The following is a 17,377-nucleotide window of genomic DNA, read 5'->3' as shown; positions in this document are numbered from 1 at the left end:
GGATGGGGTCATGACCGACCCCGTACTGCCCGGACGCGTCGTCGTCACCGGCGCCACCGGCAAGCTCGGCCGGGCCGTGGTCGCCCACCTGCGCGGCCTGGGCGTGGACGTGCTGGCGATGGACCGCGTCGGCGGGCGCGACCCCCGCGACGTCGACGGCGAGTTCCTCCTGTCCGACCTGACCGACTACGGGCAGGTGGTCGAGGCGTTCACCGGGGGCACCGACGAGCACGCCGGTGGCGTCGAGGCGGTCGTGCACCTGGCCGCGGTCCCGGCGCCCGGGCTGCTGTCCAACGCGGCCACGTTCGCGAACAACTCCGCCGCGACGTACAACGTCTTCGCCGCCGCCCGCGCGGCCGGCATCAAGCGGGTGGTGTGGGCGTCCAGCGAGACGGTGCTCGGGCTGCCGTTCGACACCCCGCCGCCGTACGCGCCTGTCGACGAGGAGTACGCGCCCCGGCCGGAGTCGACGTACTCGCTGAACAAGGCCCTCGAGGAGGAGATGGCGCGGCACTTCTGCCGGTGGGACCCGGAGCTGGTCATGGTGGGCCTGCGGTTCTCCAACGTGATGGACGTCGAGGACTACCTGCAGTTCCCCTCCTTCGACGCCGATCCGCGCTCGCGGCGGTGGAACCTGTGGGGCTACATCGACGCCCGCGACGGCGCCCAGGCGGTCGAGCGGGCCCTCGCGTACGACCAGCCCGGCGCGGAGGTGTTCATCATCGCCAACGCCGACACCGTCATGACCTCCTCGAGCGCCAGCCTGATGGCCGAGGTGTATCCGGGTGTCGAGATCCGCAAGGAGCTGGGCGAGCACGAGACCCTGCTCAGCATCGACAAGGCGCGGCGGCTGCTGGGCTACGACCCCCGGCACTCGTGGCGCGACCACGTCGACCAGTTGTAGGCCGTCTCAGCACGTAACCCGGTTGTGCCGCACGGTCAGAATGTATGCGTGAGCCTCGATATCGATCACGTGTACGTGCCGGTCAAGTTCGACCTCGGCGGCACGGTGCAGGACGTGGAACCAGCGCTCCCGCTGCTGGCCAGACTGGGTGCCACCTCCGTCGATGTCGTCCAGCACGAGGAGACCCGGGCCTACAACATCTCCTACCTGGCCACCCATCCGCCGGTGTTGCAGATCTCCCTCGGCACGTCGGCGGTCCGCATCGGCCGTACGACGTGGGCGACCAGCACCCAGATCGTCATCTACCCGGCGCTCGGCGTGATCTCGGTGGACCTGCGGTTCGCCGCGCCGGAGCCCGCCGTCAGCACGGAGGACATCTGCCGGTTCTACGACGACCTCGTCCGCGAGAACACCCTCGACTACTTCCGGCACCTGCGCGACCTGGACACCTTCCCGCCGAACCTGGCCGGGCACCTGAGCATGATCGAGGCCGAGCCCCGGGAGCACGGCGGGCTGACGGTGTCCGCCCACGTCCAGGCGGTGCGCGCCATCCTGCGCGAGTCGGCCGGCTTCGAACCCCGCGAGCGCCGCTACCCGTTCCAGAACATGCGTCAGTTCTTCGTCCTGCGCGGTCCCGAACGGTCCGAGAACGACCCGCTCGTGGAGTCGCTGCTGCGGCTCTCCGCCCTGCCGGTGACCGCGGGCGCGGCCGCCGACGACGGGCCGCTGCGCCTGCCCGGCCTGCTGGTCCGCACCACCGGCTGGTCCACCGTGGCGGTCCTGCACGACGGGGTACGGGGAGCGTCGGCGGCGGCCCGCATGGTCCAGGACATGTACGGCCAGATCCACGCCCAGTGGTTCTTCTGCCAACTGTGGGTGGGTGTGGACCCGAACGACCGCGACGAACTCGTCGGGCCGGGTCACTCGCTCGGCGCGCGCATCACCCAGCTGGCCCGGGTGCAGTTGCAACTGAGTCGAGGGCTGGCCGAGGTCGGCAACGTGGACCTCATGTACCGCGACCCCATGCGCATCGCGGTGGCCACGTTCCTCATCGACGGGCTGCGGGTTCCCCGGCACCTGCAGGCCGCCCGGCAGCGCCTCGAACTGCTGCGCAGCAATCTGAGCCAGCTCTTCGGGTTGCAGACGGCGCTGTTCCAGCAGCGCCTCCAGTGGTTGTTCTCGGTCACCGCGGTCGCTGGCGTCGCGGCGCTGCTGCCCGAGATGCTCCAGGTCAACAGCATGCGCTGGCGGATCGTGACCATCGCCCTGTTCGGCACGCTGGCGCTGTTCTGCTGGCTGCTGATCCGGCTGCTCGGCCGCGCCGGCCTGCGCGCCGACCGGCGGGCCCGGCGGACCCGGACGAGGCGGCGGACCGCCCGAACGAGGCGCTGGGGACGCGGCGCCGACAGTCCTCCAGGCGATCCGGCATAACCACCGGGCGTACCGACAGACCGGGATAAAGTCCCCTCAACGGGTACGAGGCGGGACCGGTCGGCGAGGGGGTGCGGCCATGCTGACGCGCACCTGGATGCGCGGGCTGGCCGACAGCAGGAGCCCACGCTCGGCGACCGTCCTGGAACTGCTCTTCGACATCGTGTACGTCTTCGCGCTCGCCCGCCTCGCCGGGCGGGTCGCGGACGACCTGACCATCGTCCGGCACACGCTGCTGTCCGAGGCGGGCCAGACGCTGCTGTTCTTCACGGCGATGTGGATGATCTGGTCGCTGAACGCGTTGCTGGCAAGCACCTACGACCCGCGCCGGGTCGAAATCCAGGTCGTCCTTCTCGCCACCATGTTCGGCACCCTGGTGCTGGCGGTCTCGCTGCCGCAGGCGTTCGGCCAACGCGGCATGATCTTCGCCTGCACGTACGTCGTCATCCAGCTCGGCAGACCGCTCTACCTGGCGTTCGCCCTGCGGGGTCACCCGGCCCAGATGTTCTCGTACCGGGTGTTGGCCTGGCACACGGTCTCCGGCGTGTTCTGGATCAGTGGCGGCATCGACGGCGGGCTCGGCCGTGGCGTTCTCTGGACGCTCGCGCTCGCCATCGAGCTCGTCGGCGCGGCCTCCGACTGGCCGGTGCCGCGTATCGGCCGGGTGCCGCTGGCCAACCTGGTCACGGTCTCCGAGGTGCACCTCGCGGAGCGGTACAACCAGTTCTTCATGATCGCGCTGGCCGAGGTGGTGCTCGAAACCGGCGCCGCCGTCAGCTTTCCGGGCTTCTCGACCGAGCGGACCATCACCCTCGTGGCCGCCTTCGTGGCCGTGGTCTCGTTCTGGCGGATCTACTTCTACCACGTGGGGCCGGGCCGCCAGGCCACCGGCAGCGCCGGCGGTGAGGGCCTGCAACTGTCCCGGTGGGCGAGCTACAGCCTGCTGCTCATCGTCGGCGGCATCATCTGCACCGCAGTCGGCTTCGGGCAGGTCATCGAGGATCCCCACCCGCCCATCGACTGGGCTCTGGTGGCCATCATCTTCGGCGGCCCGGTGCTGTTCCTGATCGGGCGGAGCTACCTGGAGCGGACGCACCGCTCCGCGCCGCGCTGCTGGATGTTGTTCGTCGGCGCGCTGGCGCTGGTCGTGGCGGCCCTGCCCAGCGTCCTTCTCCCGCCGGTCGCCGTGACCGCCGCGGCGGCGCTGATCCTGGCCGGGATCGCCCTCGCCGACGGGCGGCTCCACCAACGCGGCGCGGAGACCAACCCGACGTTGTGAGCCGGGCCCCGCGCAACGTTGTGGGACTGCCGGCGCTTCGCGTAGGTTGGCGGGCACGCCGTCGAGCCGAGAGGAGGTCAGAACAATGTCCGATGTTCTGCGCCCCCTCCGCGCACCGGCGTCCACGCGGATCTGACCCGGGGCGCTCGCTTTCCGGAGGTCCGCCATGACCAGTCTCGTCATCCGCCCGCTCTCCGCGGGCGAGGAAAACCTGTTCGACTCCATGACCGACCCGCTGCCCCAACTGCGGCAGATCGCGTACGCCGACGGCATCACCGGCGGCGGCTACCGACCCGAGAACACCTGGATCGCCCTGCGCGACGGCCGGGTGGTCGGGCGGGCGGCCTGGCTCCTCCCGCCCGGAGCGGTGGGCGCTCCCTGGCTGGAGCGGTTCGACCTGGCCGCCGAGCCGCAGGTCGGGGCCGCGCTGCTGCACGCCGCCCACGAGGCGCTGGGAGGTCCCGGTCGGTACTACGCGGCCCTGCCCGCGCACTGGCGGCGTCGACCCGAGGTGCTGGCCGTGGTCACCGCGCCGATGGAGGCGGCCCGACTCGCCGGCCTGGTCGAGGTGGGTGAGCGGCTGCGGTGCTCGTGGACGGGCACGCCGCTGCCGACGACCTCCGGCCGGTACACGTTCCGACCGCCCGTCGACGTGGCGGAGATCAACGCCCTGGTCGCCCGGGTCGCCCAACCGGACGTGCTGACCGGCGCGGAGATCGCGCGCGCCGTCAGCGGCGTCGACCTGGCCACCGATCCGTTGGCCTGGCTGGGGGAGTCGACCGACCAGTGGCGCGTCGGCGTGGCGGGCGGGCAGCCGGTCGGCCTGGTCGGCACGGCCGGCGACGCCTGCTACCCACTGCTGGCGTACCTCGGCCTGCTCGACGACGCGGCGCGCGGTGAGCTGCTGGCCGAGGCGGTCCGGGTGCTCGCCGCCGGAGGCGCCCGGGAGGTGATCGCCGACGTGGACGCCCACCGCGTCGCGGTGCTTGCCGAGTTGGAGCGGACCGGGTTCCGGCAGCTCCGCTCGCGCGTGCTGTTCGCGCCGCCGGCCGACAAGGCGTAGCCCGTCGGGGTGCGCCCCGCGTCACCCGGGGCGCACCCCGCACCGGCGGCACCGCCGGCTCCTGCCAGGATCTGTGCCCATGCCGGAGATCATCGCCCTCATCGTCGGCGGATCGGCGCTGGTCGTGGCGGCGGTCGCCGGGCTCTACCTCTGGCCGCTGCGCCGCCGTGAGCTGCGGCTCGCACCGGGCGATCCGCTGGACTTCGCCGCCGCCACCCGCATCGCCGAGACCATCAGGGCGGCGGAGACCGCCGATCCGGAGATCCGGCCGGAGTCGCGCAGCCGCCTGCTGAGCCACGGCTCCCGTACCGGCAGGGCCGTGCTGCTGCTGCACGGATACACCCTTGCGCCGGAGCAGCACGACGCGTTGGCCGAGGTGTTCTTCGCCCGGGGCTACAACGTGTGGATTCCGCGGGCCCCGCACCACGGCACCGTCGACCCGCGGGCCCACCACCAGGTCGAGGCCGCCGAGCTGACGACGTACGCCGCCCAGGCCGTGACCGTCGCGGCGGGCCTGGGGGACGAGGTGGGTGTCGTGGGCATCTCCGGCGGCGCGGTGCTCGCCGCGTGGCTGGCCCAGGTCCGTGGTGACGTCGTCCGGCGGCTGTTGCTGCTGTCGCCGTTCTTCGGCCCGGATCCCCGCCAGGCGCCGGCCTTCGCGGTCCGACCACTCATCACGCTGTACGGGCGCCGCCTCCTGCGCGACCGCGTCAACTCGCGGGGATACTCGTTCTCGGCCGTCACCCAGTACCTGACGATCGCACGGACGCTGCCGCGTCCGCCACGGCGCACCGGCCTGCTGAGCGCGGCCGTGGCGATCAGCCCGCTCGACGCGGTGGTGGACCCCGCCGCGGCGGTGCGGGTGCCGCGCCGCATCGCGCGGGCGAACGGCGTCGCGCTGCGGGTCTGCGCGCTGCCGCAGGCGTGGGGTGTCCGCCACAACACCCTCGACCTCACCGCACTCGGCACCGACGCCGACGAACTGCTCCGGCTGTACGTCGACCTCTACGAGGGCGGTCCGGCGTCGACGTCCGAGCTCGTCGGGACCGTCAGCGTCGGCGGCTGAACGCGATCGTCGCCCGGCGGCGCACCGCGGAGTCGTCCACCTGCCTCCGCGGCGCACCGCCGTCCGCGGCGACTACCGCGCCGCCGCCTGTCCCGCTTCCCGGGCACCGTTGAACACCGGCGGGGCGTAACCGGCGGGCTTGTCGCCGACGCCGAGGCCGGGGCTCACCACCCAGGACTGGTACTGCGGGGTGAACATGCCGTAGGGCGGCCCGAGGGTCGGGGCGCTGGCCTCGTCGAGCCGGCGGCGGGCGTCGGCCGGGATCTCGAAGTCGAGCGCGCCGAAGTTGCCGCCGACCTGCTCCGGGCTGCTCGCCCCGATGATCACCGAGCCGACGGCGGGCTGGGTGACCACCCAGTTGATCGCGACCTGCGCCATGCTGCGACCCAGGTCGGCGGCCACGCTCTCCAACGCGTCGATGACCTTCCAGTCGTTGGGGCTGATCTCCCGACCCGCGGCGTTGGGGGTGGTCAACCGTCCGGTACCGCTCAGGCCCTCGCTGGTGCGCCGGTACTTGCCGCTGAGCAGGCCGCCGCCGATCGGGCTGAACGCGGTGATGCCCATCCCCAGGGTCTGGGCCATCGACACGAACTCCGCCTCGATGTCCCGCATGACCAGGGAGTACGGCAGCTGCACGTTGATCATCGGGGCGAGCCCGTGCGCCTCGGCGTAGCTCTGCGCGCGGGCCGCGTACCAGGCCGGCACGTCGGAGAGGCCGGCGTACCGGATCTTGCCGGAGCGCACCAGGTCGTCGAGTGTGTGCACGACCTCCTCGACCGGGGTGATCCGGTCCCAGGTGTGCAGCAGGTACAGGTCGATGTAGTCGGTGCCGAGCCGGCGCAGCGACGCCTCCACGGCCCGCATGACGTGTTTGCGGCCGTTGCCGCTGGCGTTCGGGTCGGTCGGGTCGACGGTGTTGGTGGCCTTGCTGGTGAGCACGAGTCGTTCGCGGACGCCTGCCTTGTCGATGAGGCGGCCGAGGATCTTCTCGCTCTCCCCAGCGGTGTAGAAGTCCGCCGTGTCGATGAGGTTCCCGCCCGCCTCCAGGTACCGCCGGAAGATCGGCTCGGCCTCCTCCTCGGTCTTGCCGTACGCGGCGTGGAACCCGTCGACGCCGAAGTTCATGGTGCCCAGCGCCAGTCGGCTCACCCGCAGGCCCGACCGTCCGAGCAGGTAGTAGTGGTTCATTGTGGTGCCCTCTCGATCGTGATGGGGGCGCGGAGCGGACCGCCCGGACCCGACCTTTGCTCGCCAAAAATGGACCTGCAAGTCCAAAACCCGCGCTACGGTGGGGGCCATGACACGCGCGTTGACCCGCAAGGGTGCGGCGACCCGGGCGCGGATCGTCGCCGGCGCCGCAGCCGAGATCCGCAAGCGCGGCGTCGACGAGGTACGCCTCGAAGACGTGATGGCCCACACCGGCACCAGCAAGGGCCAGCTCTTTCACTACTTCCCGGACGGCAAGGAGGAGTTGCTGCTCGCGGTCGCCCAGCACGAGGCCGACCAGGTGCTCACCGACCAGGAGCCGATGCTCAGCAACCTGACGTCCTGGCCGGCCTGGCAGGCGTGGCGCGACCGGCTCATCGAGCGCTACCTCGCGCAGGGCGTGAAGTGCCCGCTCAACGGCCTGCTCGGCCAGACCGGCCGACGGGCGCCGGGCGCGCAGGCCATCGTGACCGGGCTCATGTGGCGGTGGCAGGAGGCGATCGCCGTGGGCATCCGGCACATGCAGTCGACAGGTGACATCGCCCCGGACGTGGACGCCGACCGCGCCTCGGCGGCGTTGCTGGCCGGCATCCAGGGCGGCGTCCTGCTGCTGCTCTCCACCGGCAGGATCGACCACCTGGAGGCCGCCCTCGACCTCACCATCGACTCCCTGCGGGCCGGCGGCGACAGCCCTTCCCGCGCCTGACGGGAGGGTGGGACGATCGCCCGTCTGCCGGTCTGCTGAGTGTGGAGGTCGAGGATGTCGATGGGAACGATGGCGGCGCTGCTGGGCGGCGGAATCGTGCTCGGTGCGGCGCTCCTGCTGACGATCATCGGGGTGCTGGGCCGTCGCGCACGCGCGGGACGACTCGCGGGTCGCTACACCTCACGCCGGGGCAACTCGTCGGACAACAGTTCGTCGAGCATGGGCGGAAGTTGAGCCTCCTGCTGCCGCGGAGACCGCCCCGGGGCCGACCTCTGGCACGTCGAGGAGTACGGGTGCGCGCGAGGAGGGCATTGCTATATATATCGTGGTGCGATATATATAGCCGATGGACATCAGCGAACAGACGTTCCTGATCCTTTCCGCCCTCGCCGACCAACCCCGTCATGGCTACGCCGTGGTGACAGAGGTCGACGAGATGACCGACGGCAGGATCCGGCTACGCGCTGGCACCCTCTACGGGGCCCTCGATCGCCTCGTCACCCAGGGGCTCATCGCCCCCGACCACGACGAGGTGGAGAAGGGTCGGCTACGCCGCTTCTACCGCCTGACCGACTCCGGCGCAGACGCCATCCGCGCGGAGAGCCGCCGGATGGCCACCGCGGTCCGGCTCGCCGAGGAGCGCCTCAACAAGCGTGCCGCCCGCAACGCCCCACGCCTTGGGACCAGCGGATGAAGCCGGGAATGAGCCCCCTGGAGCGACGATATCGACGGCTGCTGCGCCTACTGCCAGCCACGCATCGCAACGCCCGCGGCGAGGAACTGCTCGGACTCCTGCTGGACCTCGACCACGGCCGCCAGCACCCGAGTCGGCACGAGGCGCTGAACATCATCGCCCTGGCGATCCGGCTGCGACTCACGACGCCTCTCACCGCCGCGGCCCTCACCACCGGACTCAGTGCCCTGCTGGTCGCCGTCGGCACCCAGCCCGCCGGTCAGACCCTGGACCTGTTCACCGGCGCCGTCCTCGCCACCGACATGCCGGCCATCACCGCCAGTTGGCCGCAGATAGTCGGTCTCGGCCTGCTGCCTCTCGCGCCGCTGATCGCCTGGCTGTGCGGCGGGACCCGGACCGCCCTCGCAATCCAAGCAATGTTCGTGCTGGTCAACGTCGGTTGGTTCGCCATCGACGTGTTCAGCGGTTCCGGCATGGGGTTCGACCCCGGTCAACAACTCTTCGCGTACGCCCCACCGGTCCTGACCTTCGTCCTGCTCGCGATCGCCGGCCGCCAGCGGTGGACCGCGCCGCAGCCGCGCCTGTTCTGGTGGGCCCTCGTCCCACTCGGGATCCTCGCTTGGAAAGGCACCGGCGAATGGGGACGGCACGGCGTCGACGTTCCCGACGCCGTGCCGACGGCCCTCGGGATCCTCACCGCCGCCATCGCCGCTGCCGTGGCCGCCTTCGCAGTCCGCCGCCACCGGCCCGCCGTCGTCGTCGGCGTCGGACTCACCGGCTTCGTCGCCGGATGGCTCATCCCCGACCCGCTGCTCTCCAACACGACGATGCGGCATTTCGACGGTCAGCCGCTACCGCTGGCAATCCTCATCACGGTCATCGCTGCCACCATGACTGGCATCAATCACCTCGTCCGTCGTCACAGGCCCGAGGTGCGCTGAACGCCAGCTCTGGGGCAGACGAGCGGCTCACCCGCACCGCACGCCCACCGATCCGCCGGTGATCAAGAGGTTCGCGTCACGACACGCCGCTGGGATGACGCGAACCTCTTGATCACCGAGCCGGGGCGGGGGAGGTGGGGGTGGGGGACAGGTTGTTCAGGTTTTGCTGGTGGGTGGTGTTGGATCGGATCACCGTGGCGGCCAGTGTGGTGGTGGCGGGGTGGACGCCGCTTTTCTGCTCGGCGGTAGCGACCCGGACGGTCTGCGTGAGGTACGCGCGCAGGTGCGCGGCGAGCAGGCGGTGGAACGTCTCCCCGGTGGCCGACCGCAGCGCGGTCAGCTCGTCCGTGGTGATCATGCCCGGCATGTCGTGGCCCTCGTGCGGGTTGGTCGTCGGCGCTCCCGCCTCGCGCAGCAGTTGGCGGGACCGGCTCAGGTCGGCCCGGTTGCTGGCCCGCACGTCGGCGGCCAGCCGTCGCCAGGCGGGGTCGGTGGTCCGGGTCGGCACCAGGTCCAGCACCGGCAGCAGCCGGTCCGTCATCGCGGCGGTCAGTTGCAGCCAGGCGATGTCGGTGGGGCTGAAGGAGCCCGCCGATCCGACGCTCGACGATGTGGACGCGGCCGGCGCGACAGTGGGTGGCCCGGCGCTGTCCGCGGGTGTCCCGCCGGCGCAGCCGGCGAGGAGCACCGCCGTCGTGAGCAGCGCGGCGCGGGCGCGCATACGGCCTCCTTCCGCCCGCGGCGGGCGGGCCCGGCGTGACCGGACCCGCCCCCTCGGGTGCGACGGTGTCGGCTCAGATCGGTCGGCCGTCGTGCCCGCACTTGATGACCGGCCGGATGCAGTCCTGGACCCGGCGGGCCATCTCCGCTGTCGGCCAGGCGTTGAAGAAGTCGCCGTGCATGGTGTAGCCCGGCCCGGAGGCGAGCCGGAAGTGCGACGGGTCGCCGTTGACCGGGTACCGCAGCACCTGCCGCAACTTCGGCACGTGCACCGGGTGGGTGCTCGGGCAGGCCTGGTTCACCGGGTACGCCAGGTGGCTCTTGTGGTCCGGCGAGTCCAGGTCCCGACCGTTCCAGCACTGCGGGAAGTCCAGGTACGACTCCAGCATCGTGCCGGCGGGGCAGGTGACGAAGTCCTTCGACGGGGGCACCTGCCCGGCGTGCAGGCAGGACCAGCGGGCGATGCTGTCGTTCGGCCCGGTGGCCTTCGCGTTGCCCGCGACGAGTCGCAGGCCCTGCGGGATCGGTTGGGTGTTGGCGACGACGTCGGCGCGGACACCTTCACCGAGGTAGTAGAAGGTGGCGATGGCCGGTTCCACCGCGACGTTGTCGCGGTAGAGGGTCGGCACCCAGTACGACGAGACGTCCACCGCCGGGTTGCAGGTGCTGGTGGATTTCACCAGGTCGGGAAGCGTGGTGTTGCCGTTCGTCACCGTGCTGCCGAAGAAGCTGTGCATGTGTGAGGCCCCGGGCAGCCCGGGAAAGACGATCGGGTCGTCGGGCAGCCGGTGGCTGTACGCGCAGTCGGCGGGGAATTCGGCGACCCGGATGACGTTGGCGACCGGGGCGGCGTCGGCCCGGTCGGTGGTCCAGGCCAGGTACGTGCCGAGGAGCGTCAGCAGGGCGCCGATCGCCGTGGCGAGGCGTAGCCGGCGGGGGACGTGGGAGAGGGGTGCGGCCCTGTCCATCTCGTGACTCCTGTCGGGGACGGGTCAGGGACAGCTCCGACGCCGCCGCCGAAAGACGTCGGAGGGTGTCCTGGCCGAAAGGGGATGGTGGCCCGGGAACCGGGGCGAGAGAGCGCTCTCACCACATCAGACTGTGCTCCGCGTCGACGGTTGTCAATACGTACGCGGTTGGTGGAAAACGCCAGAAGGGGCGGTCCGACGTGTCGGACCGCCCCTTTCGTGAGACGAGGACGTCAGAAACCGAGGACGCCCCGCCCGCCGACCACGGGCAGCCGCACCTCGCTGTCGTTCGGAGCGACCCGCAGCTCGGTGCCACCCAACGGCAGCAACGTGTACTCCTGGTCGCTGGAGAAGACGACCACGCCGATCCGGTGCCCCGCCGGGAAGATGTAGTCCTTCGGCTCCATCGTCCACCGGTAGTCGTACAGCTTGCCCTGCTTGACCGGCTCGGTGCGCGCGGCGCTCTTGCGGTTCTGCGGGTCCATCCAACCCCGGGTCACCACGGTCGGCGCGGCGCTCGACCCGGCCGGGCCGTAGTCCACCAGGTACGCGGTCAGGTTCGCGTCGGGCTTGTTGTCGATGGCCATCCGCAGCCGCACCTCCGGTCGGCCCGAGATGCGCACGCTCTGGGTCAGCTCGGGGGAGCGGTACGCGAGCCGGTTGGGGCTGGCCGTGTCCGGATCGGCCACCAGGGTGTCCGGGTGGATGGTCCGGCCCTCGTCGACGAAGCTCTGCTCGATCTTGGCCTTCGGCGGCTTGCCAGTGGTCAGAGCGCCCGGCGCGGTGGCGTCGGTCGCCGCGAACCGCAGCCCGACCTCACGCGCGGCGGGGTCGGGCCAGTTGGCGTACGTGGTGTAGGCCCGGTCCTCGCGCTGGAGCACCGCGGTCGGCTCGTCCATGATGCCGTTGCGCACGTTCCACAGCCAGAAGTCGAACCAGCGGTTCTCGGTCTGCTTGTAGGTCCAGGTGTGGCCGTCCGGCAGGGTCACCGAGGCGTTGCTGCCCGGACCGCCGTGCCCACCCTGGTGCAGCCAGATCTTGCGCGGCACGTCGCGCTTCGCGAGCTCGTCCCACCAGCCGGCGAAGTGCTCGGTCTTGACGTTCCAGTCGTTGAGGCCGTGCACGACGAAGACGCTGGCCTTGACGTCGCGCGCGTCCAGGTAGTCGCGGTCCTTCCAGAACGTCGAGTAGTCGCCGGTGACCCGGTCCTGCTCCTTCGTGATCGTCGCGAGTTCGTCGGCGCACTGCCCCTCGGCGCGCGCCTGCCCGGCCGTGTACTGGGCCAGGATGTCCAGGTCCTCGCCCTGGAACGTCCCGGGCGCGACCACCAGGCCGTTGGCCCGGTAGTAGTCGTACCAGCTGCTGATCGCGGAGACCGGCACGATGGTCTTGAGGCCCTTGACCCCGGTGGTGGCCACCTGGTTGGGCAGCGTCCCGTTGTAGGAGACGCCGGTCATGCCGACCGCGCCGGTGGTCCAGCCGGCGGTGACCGGGGCGCCGTTCACGTCGTACGCCCTGGCCCGCCCGTTGAGCCAGTCGATGACCGCCTTGGTGCCGAGCGTCTCGGCCTGGTCGCCGCTGGTCGGGCAGCCGTCCGAGTCGCCGGTGCCGACACTCTGGCCGAGCACCACCGCGTATCCGCGGGGCACGTAGTAGTCGTCCAGTGAGCCGGGCAGGTTGGCCTTCGCCTCGGCCCGCTGGATACCCATGTCGAGCGCCCGCCGCCCGGAGCGGTCGGTCTGGCCGTTCTGCGGCAGGTCGTCGACCAGCACGCTCGGGTACGGCACGTCACCCCAGGTGTCCTTACGGTACGGGCTGTGCTCGAAGATGACCGGCACCTTGAAGCCCTGGGTGGCGGTCTCCCGGGGGCGGGAGATGTCGATCGCCACCCGGTCGGGGCGGCCGTCGTGGTCGGTGTCCACCGGGGTCTGGACGTACACCCGCTCCTCGATGGCGTCCGCGAGCGAGAACACCGGCTGGGTCATGCCGTCGGCCACCACGATGCCGGTGGGCGTGGCAGGCGCGGGCGGCGCGGCCGTCGCGGTGGGGGCTGCGCTCAGCACCAGGGCGCCGGACACGCCGACGCTGAGAAGTGCGAGATGGCGGGGTCGACGCATGTGCGTCTCCCTTCGGTCGGGCTGGCTGCCGGGTCTCGGCACGGACCAATCGCGAAGATCCATTCGTCGCCATGCTAGGTGCGGGTGGGCGTCGCGTCGATCCCCTCGGGTGGTCACCGCCGGCCGTTTTCCGGGCCGGGGAGGCGGTCGCAATCGAACCGACATCGAACCGGGCGCGGTGCCGACACACGGCGGAAACCCTTGCCAGGTGGGAAGAAAAAGTGCTCGTCGCAGGCTGCCGAAGATCGCGTACCGAGACATATGATCTTGCAAAAGTCGCCCAAGAGGCGCATTTGTCCACATGAGACAGGGAGCGAAATGCTCAGAAGAACACGCTGGCTGCTGGCCGTCGCCGTCACGGCCACGGCGCTGACCGCCGTGCCCGGCGGCACCGCCACAGCCGGTCCCGGCGCAGGAGTCCTGCCGGGCACACCCGGCGCCTCCGCCACCTCGAAGACCCACACCGTCACCCTGCTCACCGGGGACGTGGTGACCGTCCGAAGCACCGGCTCGGGGTGCCCGCAGGCCACGGTACGGCCCGTCGACGCGAACACCGTGCTCCGCCAGACCTGCGGCCCGGACGGCCACCTGCACGTCCTTCCCGCCCGCGTCGAGTCCCAGATCGGCTCGACCCTCGACCCCGACCTCTTCGACGTCACCGCGCTGATCGCCGACGGGTACGACGACGAGAGCACCTCCACGCTGCCCGTCATCGTGCAGCCCGCCACCGCCTCGGCGCGGGTGGCCGCACTCGGCGACGTGCGCTCCCTGCCCAGCATCGGCGCGGTGGCCGGCCACGTACCCAAGAAGAGCCCGGCCTCCGCGAAGCTCGCGACCAACTCGCTGCTCGCCGGCGCGAAGAAGGTCTGGCTCGACCGCAAGGTCCGCGCCACCGCGCTGACCGGCGGCGCGAAGCCCGCCGGTCTGGACCGCAACCTCGACCAGATCGACGCGCCGCAGGCGTGGAAGGCCGGCTACACCGGCAAGGGCGTCCGGGTCGCGGTCCTCGACACCGGCGCCGACTTCACCCACCCCGACCTCGCCGGCCGGGTCGTCGAACGGGCCGACTTCACCGCCGAGGGCGGTGACGCCGTCGACCACAACGGCCACGGTACGCACGTCGCGTCGACAATCGCCGGCACCGGCGCGGCCGCCCACGGTCAGCGTCGCGGTGTGGCGCCGGACGCCGGGCTGGTGATCGGCAAGGTCCTCGACGACCACGGCTCCGGCGCCGACTCCGGCATCATCGCCGCCATGGAGTGGGCCTCCACCCGGGCCGACGTCATCAACATGAGCCTCGGCGGCAGCGAGGCCGACGACGGCAGCGACCCGCTCTCGCTGGCCGTGGACCGGCTCAGCACGTCCACCGGCGTCCTCTTCGTCATCGCGGCGGGCAACAGCGGCGCGCAGATCTCCTCGCCCGGGTCCGCCGCCAGCGCGCTCACCGTCGGCGCCGTCGACCGCGACGACAAGCTCGCCGACTTCTCCAGCCGCGGACCGCTGGTGAACAGCCACGCGGCCAAGCCGGAGATGGTCGCGCCCGGCGTCGACATCGTCGCCGCCCGTGCCGCCGGCACCAACCTCCAGGACCCGATCGACAGGTACTACGAGGGCCTCAGCGGCACCTCGATGGCCACGCCGCACGTCGCCGGTGCCGCCGCGCTGCTCGCCCAGCGTCACCCCGACTGGACCGGCGCGAAGCTCAAGGCGGCGCTCGTCGGTGCCGCCGACCCGCTCAGCGGCGTCGACGCGTACGCCGTGGGGGCCGGCCGGCTCAACGCGGCCCGGGCCCTCGGCGGCCCGACCAGCGACCAGCCGGTGGTCAACCTCGGCACCTTCGCGTACCCGCAGTCCGGCAGCAGCACCACGACGCTGAGCTGGACCGGCGGCGCCACCCCGGCCACGACGGTCCTCGACCTCGACGTGTCGGTCGTCAACCACGACGGCCAGCCGGTGCCGCGCGGCGCGGCGTCGCTGTCGACGAGCCGGGTGACGCCCAGGCGCGGAGCGACGGCGGAAGCGACACTGCGGATCAACCGCGCGGCGTTGGCCAGCCGGCCGGGCTTCTACCTGGCCACCGTCACCGCCCGCACCGGGCGCACCGTCGTCGCGGTCACCCCGGTGAGCTTCTACGTCGAGCCTCCCAGCTACGACCTGACGATCAACACGAAGCCGCTGCCGGGTCTGCGGGACGGCGCGGAGACCTGGATCAACCTCATGGTCGCCAACCTCACCGACCCCCAGATCTACTACGGCGGCGGGTCCGGCACTCCCGGCGAGACCTTCACCCTGCGGGTTCCGGCCGGCCGGTACTCGGTGCTCGGTGCCTCCGTCGCCTACTACGTCGACAGTGACGTGCTGGAGACGACTCTCACCGCCGACGCCGACCTGGACGTACGGGCCGCCCGGACCGTCACCCTCGACCCGGCGAAGGCCAAACCGGTGACGGCCACTGTCGACGGGGTTCCCACCACGCCCACCCGGGTCGACTTCACCAATTTCCAGACCGCGGCGAACGGCCTGTCCTGGTGGCACCAGATCAGCGGCTTCGGCAAGCTGACGACGGTCCGCAGCACCGCGCTGCCGCAGCCCTCGATCGGGTCGCGGCGGACCTGGGCGGCAGTCAACCTGGACTCGCCCGCCGGCACGGCCGAGCCGTACCGCTACAACCTCGTGCACGAGTACGCGGGCGGCGTGCCGGCCGACCCGACGTACCGGGTGACCAGGGCGGAGCAGGCCAGGCTGGCCCGCATCGACGAGCGGTTCCACCAGACCGACTCACCGGAGATGTTCACCCAGCTGGTGCGACTCGGGTCCACGGTCGACGGTGTACCGGTGACCCAGACCTACGAGGGGCCGCTGCCGCCGACGCGCACCGACTACCTGACACCCGAGATCGTCTGGGCCGACGAGGGTCTCTACGGAGGGTTGGCGGCCCAGGAGGCGCCCCGCAGCTACCAGCCGGGCAGTCGACAGAGCAAGGTCTGGGCGCGGCAGCCGCTGCACTCGGACTGGTACGACGACCCGGCGGGCGTCGACTCCAGCTGCGCCACCGCACCGGCCCGGACGCGGGGCAACCTGCACCTCGACCTCGTGTCGTTGACCGACCAGCACCAGCGGGCCGACTGCCTGCGGGGCGAGGCGATCGGTGTGAAGCGCACGCTGTCGCTGTACCGCGACGGCAAGCTTGTCGAGCAGCGGCAGGGCCCGTTCGGCGACTTCACGGTGCCGCAGGCGATGGCCGACTACCGGGTGACCCTCGACGTCGACACGAGCCTGATCCTGCCGATCTCGACCCGGGCCACCACCTCGTGGACGTTCCGGTCCGCCGGGCCGGACGGGACGCAGAGCGTGCCACTGCCGCTGCTCGCTGTCGACTACGCCCTGCCCATGGACCACGACAACCACCCGGTCGGCGGAACGGCCGAGCTGACCGTCCGCCAGGCGCACGGCGTGCGGGCGCAGAAGGTGACGTCGATGCAGGTCTGGACGTCGACCGACGACGGCGCCACCTGGAAGGCCGCCCGGGTCACCGGCAGCGGCGACACCTACCGCGTCGACCTGCCGAAGGTCGCCTCCGGGCAGGCCGTCTCGCTGCGGGTCAAGGCCGCCGCCAACGGCGGTAGTGGCATCGACCAGACCATCATCCGGGCGTACCACGCCGGCTGACGGTCACCGCGCGGGTGCGGTCCGGCTCCGGCCGGGCCGCGCCCGCGCTCGTCACTGGCCCTCCCAGACCGCCTTCGCGCCGGAGTCGCCGGTACGGACCACGTAGTACACGGCGATGCCGGCGGCCACCACCGACAGCACCTGCAACGCCAGCGTCAGCGCCCGACCGGCGCGCGCGCCTTCGGCGCCGCGCGGCGCGACGAACCAGACCAGCGCCAGCGCCACGACGCCCAGCCCGATCGCGGCGTAGAGGGTGAGGTCGCCAAAATCCTGGTGCGCCTCCAGCTTCGGCACGAACTCGGGCGTGACGCGGTTCGCCGAGCGCATCCGCGCGAAGAACGCGTCGCCGGTGAGCTTCGCCAGCAGGGCGGCGACCGGTGCGCCCACGGCGAGCAGGCCCAGCACCCAGCGCGTGTGCGGCCGGATCGGCGCGACCAGCGCGTACGCGATTGTCAGAAGGGCCAGCAGCGGCACGAACACGACAGCGGCGTGCAGCACGAGAGGGTGAGCGGGGATGCCCAGGAACTCTTCGAACATTCGGCGACTCCTCCGGCCAGAGCGGATCTCGATGATCCAGGCTTGGAGGCTATCGGTACCGACTGAGCGTGCCCAG

15 protein-coding genes are annotated in these 17,377 nt (G+C 71.6%); 10 read left to right on the top strand and 5 right to left on the bottom strand.

What is annotated here, in order from left to right; genetic code table 11:
- Window positions 1-10: 10 nt before the first annotated feature.
- The 5 genes from ACLQ27_RS05130 (at window position 11) to ACLQ27_RS05110 (ending at window position 5,743) form a co-directional block, all read left to right on the top strand.
- The gene (locus ACLQ27_RS05130) at window positions 11-904 is read left to right on the top strand and encodes an NAD-dependent epimerase/dehydratase family protein (protein WP_357574104.1); all 894 of its coding nucleotides are present in this window, start codon (window positions 11-13) and stop codon (window positions 902-904) included.
- A 48-nt stretch (window positions 905-952) separates the two neighbouring features.
- The gene (locus ACLQ27_RS05125; protein WP_357574103.1) at window positions 953-2,335 is read left to right on the top strand and encodes a hypothetical protein; all 1,383 of its coding nucleotides are present in this window, start codon (window positions 953-955) and stop codon (window positions 2,333-2,335) included.
- A gap of 79 nt (window positions 2,336-2,414) precedes the next feature.
- Window positions 2,415-3,614 carry a low temperature requirement protein A gene (locus tag ACLQ27_RS05120; protein WP_357492544.1) on the top strand — a complete coding sequence of 400 codons (1,200 nt, stop codon included), beginning with the start codon at window positions 2,415-2,417 and terminating at the stop codon, window positions 3,612-3,614.
- 166 nt (window positions 3,615-3,780) lie between these two features.
- Complete coding sequence (locus ACLQ27_RS05115) at window positions 3,781-4,677, top strand: acetyltransferase (RefSeq protein WP_425865789.1); 897 nt, start codon at window positions 3,781-3,783, stop codon at window positions 4,675-4,677.
- A gap of 79 nt (window positions 4,678-4,756) precedes the next feature.
- Window positions 4,757-5,743 (top strand): alpha/beta hydrolase, encoded by a 987-nt coding sequence (locus ACLQ27_RS05110; protein WP_425865788.1) that lies wholly within the window; start codon window positions 4,757-4,759, stop codon window positions 5,741-5,743.
- A gap of 72 nt (window positions 5,744-5,815) precedes the next feature.
- On the opposite strand, the gene ACLQ27_RS05105 is transcribed toward ACLQ27_RS05110, so the two are convergent.
- A complete protein-coding gene (locus ACLQ27_RS05105; RefSeq protein ID WP_357492538.1) occupies window positions 5,816-6,931 on the bottom strand; it encodes an aldo/keto reductase in 1,116 nt (371 codons plus the stop codon).
- A gap of 109 nt (window positions 6,932-7,040) precedes the next feature.
- Here ACLQ27_RS05105 and ACLQ27_RS05100 point away from each other — a divergent pair, with 109 nt between their 5' ends.
- The 4 genes from ACLQ27_RS05100 to ACLQ27_RS05085 all read left to right on the top strand — a co-directional run bounded on the left by ACLQ27_RS05100 (window position 7,041) and on the right by ACLQ27_RS05085 (window position 9,290).
- Window positions 7,041-7,655 (top strand): TetR/AcrR family transcriptional regulator, encoded by a 615-nt coding sequence (locus ACLQ27_RS05100; RefSeq protein ID WP_425865787.1) that lies wholly within the window; start codon window positions 7,041-7,043, stop codon window positions 7,653-7,655.
- A 54-nt stretch (window positions 7,656-7,709) separates the two neighbouring features.
- Window positions 7,710-7,889 carry a hypothetical protein gene (locus tag ACLQ27_RS05095; RefSeq protein WP_357574099.1) on the top strand — a complete coding sequence of 60 codons (180 nt, stop codon included), beginning with the start codon at window positions 7,710-7,712 and terminating at the stop codon, window positions 7,887-7,889.
- A 112-nt stretch (window positions 7,890-8,001) separates the two neighbouring features.
- On the top strand, window positions 8,002-8,349 hold the full coding sequence (locus ACLQ27_RS05090) for a PadR family transcriptional regulator (protein ID WP_425865786.1): 348 nt from the start codon (window positions 8,002-8,004) through the stop codon (window positions 8,347-8,349).
- Between the two features lie 8 nt (window positions 8,350-8,357).
- On the top strand, window positions 8,358-9,290 hold the full coding sequence (locus tag ACLQ27_RS05085; protein ID WP_425865785.1) for a hypothetical protein: 933 nt from the start codon (window positions 8,358-8,360) through the stop codon (window positions 9,288-9,290).
- A 112-nt stretch (window positions 9,291-9,402) separates the two neighbouring features.
- Here ACLQ27_RS05085 and ACLQ27_RS05080 read toward each other — a convergent pair whose 3' ends face one another.
- The 3 genes from ACLQ27_RS05080 to ACLQ27_RS05070 all read right to left on the bottom strand — a co-directional run bounded on the left by ACLQ27_RS05080 (window position 9,403) and on the right by ACLQ27_RS05070 (window position 13,095).
- Entirely contained in the window at window positions 9,403-10,011 is a 609-nt protein-coding gene (locus tag ACLQ27_RS05080) for a DUF305 domain-containing protein (RefSeq protein ID WP_425865784.1), read from the bottom strand.
- Window positions 10,012-10,084: 73 nt separating this feature from the next.
- A complete protein-coding gene (locus ACLQ27_RS05075) occupies window positions 10,085-10,978 on the bottom strand; it encodes a DUF1996 domain-containing protein (RefSeq protein WP_357492530.1) in 894 nt (297 codons plus the stop codon).
- A 233-nt stretch (window positions 10,979-11,211) separates the two neighbouring features.
- A complete protein-coding gene (locus ACLQ27_RS05070) occupies window positions 11,212-13,095 on the bottom strand; it encodes a Xaa-Pro dipeptidyl-peptidase (protein ID WP_425865783.1) in 1,884 nt (627 codons plus the stop codon).
- A gap of 318 nt (window positions 13,096-13,413) precedes the next feature.
- On the opposite strand from ACLQ27_RS05070, the gene ACLQ27_RS05065 reads away from it, so the two are divergent.
- A complete protein-coding gene (locus ACLQ27_RS05065) occupies window positions 13,414-16,764 on the top strand; it encodes a S8 family peptidase (RefSeq protein ID WP_425865782.1) in 3,351 nt (1,116 codons plus the stop codon).
- Window positions 16,765-16,815: 51 nt separating this feature from the next.
- Here the strand turns inward: ACLQ27_RS05065 and ACLQ27_RS05060 are convergent, their stop codons facing one another.
- Entirely contained in the window at window positions 16,816-17,301 is a 486-nt protein-coding gene (locus tag ACLQ27_RS05060) for a DUF2231 domain-containing protein (RefSeq protein WP_357492524.1), read from the bottom strand.
- Between the last annotated feature and the right edge of the window lie 76 nt (window positions 17,302-17,377).

Source organism: Micromonospora sp. DT63 (assembly GCF_049841615.1).
GTDB lineage: Bacteria > Actinomycetota > Actinomycetes > Mycobacteriales > Micromonosporaceae > Micromonospora.
The sequence above is the reverse complement of the archived record's forward strand: the minus strand, read 5'-3'. Positions and strand labels throughout refer to the sequence as shown.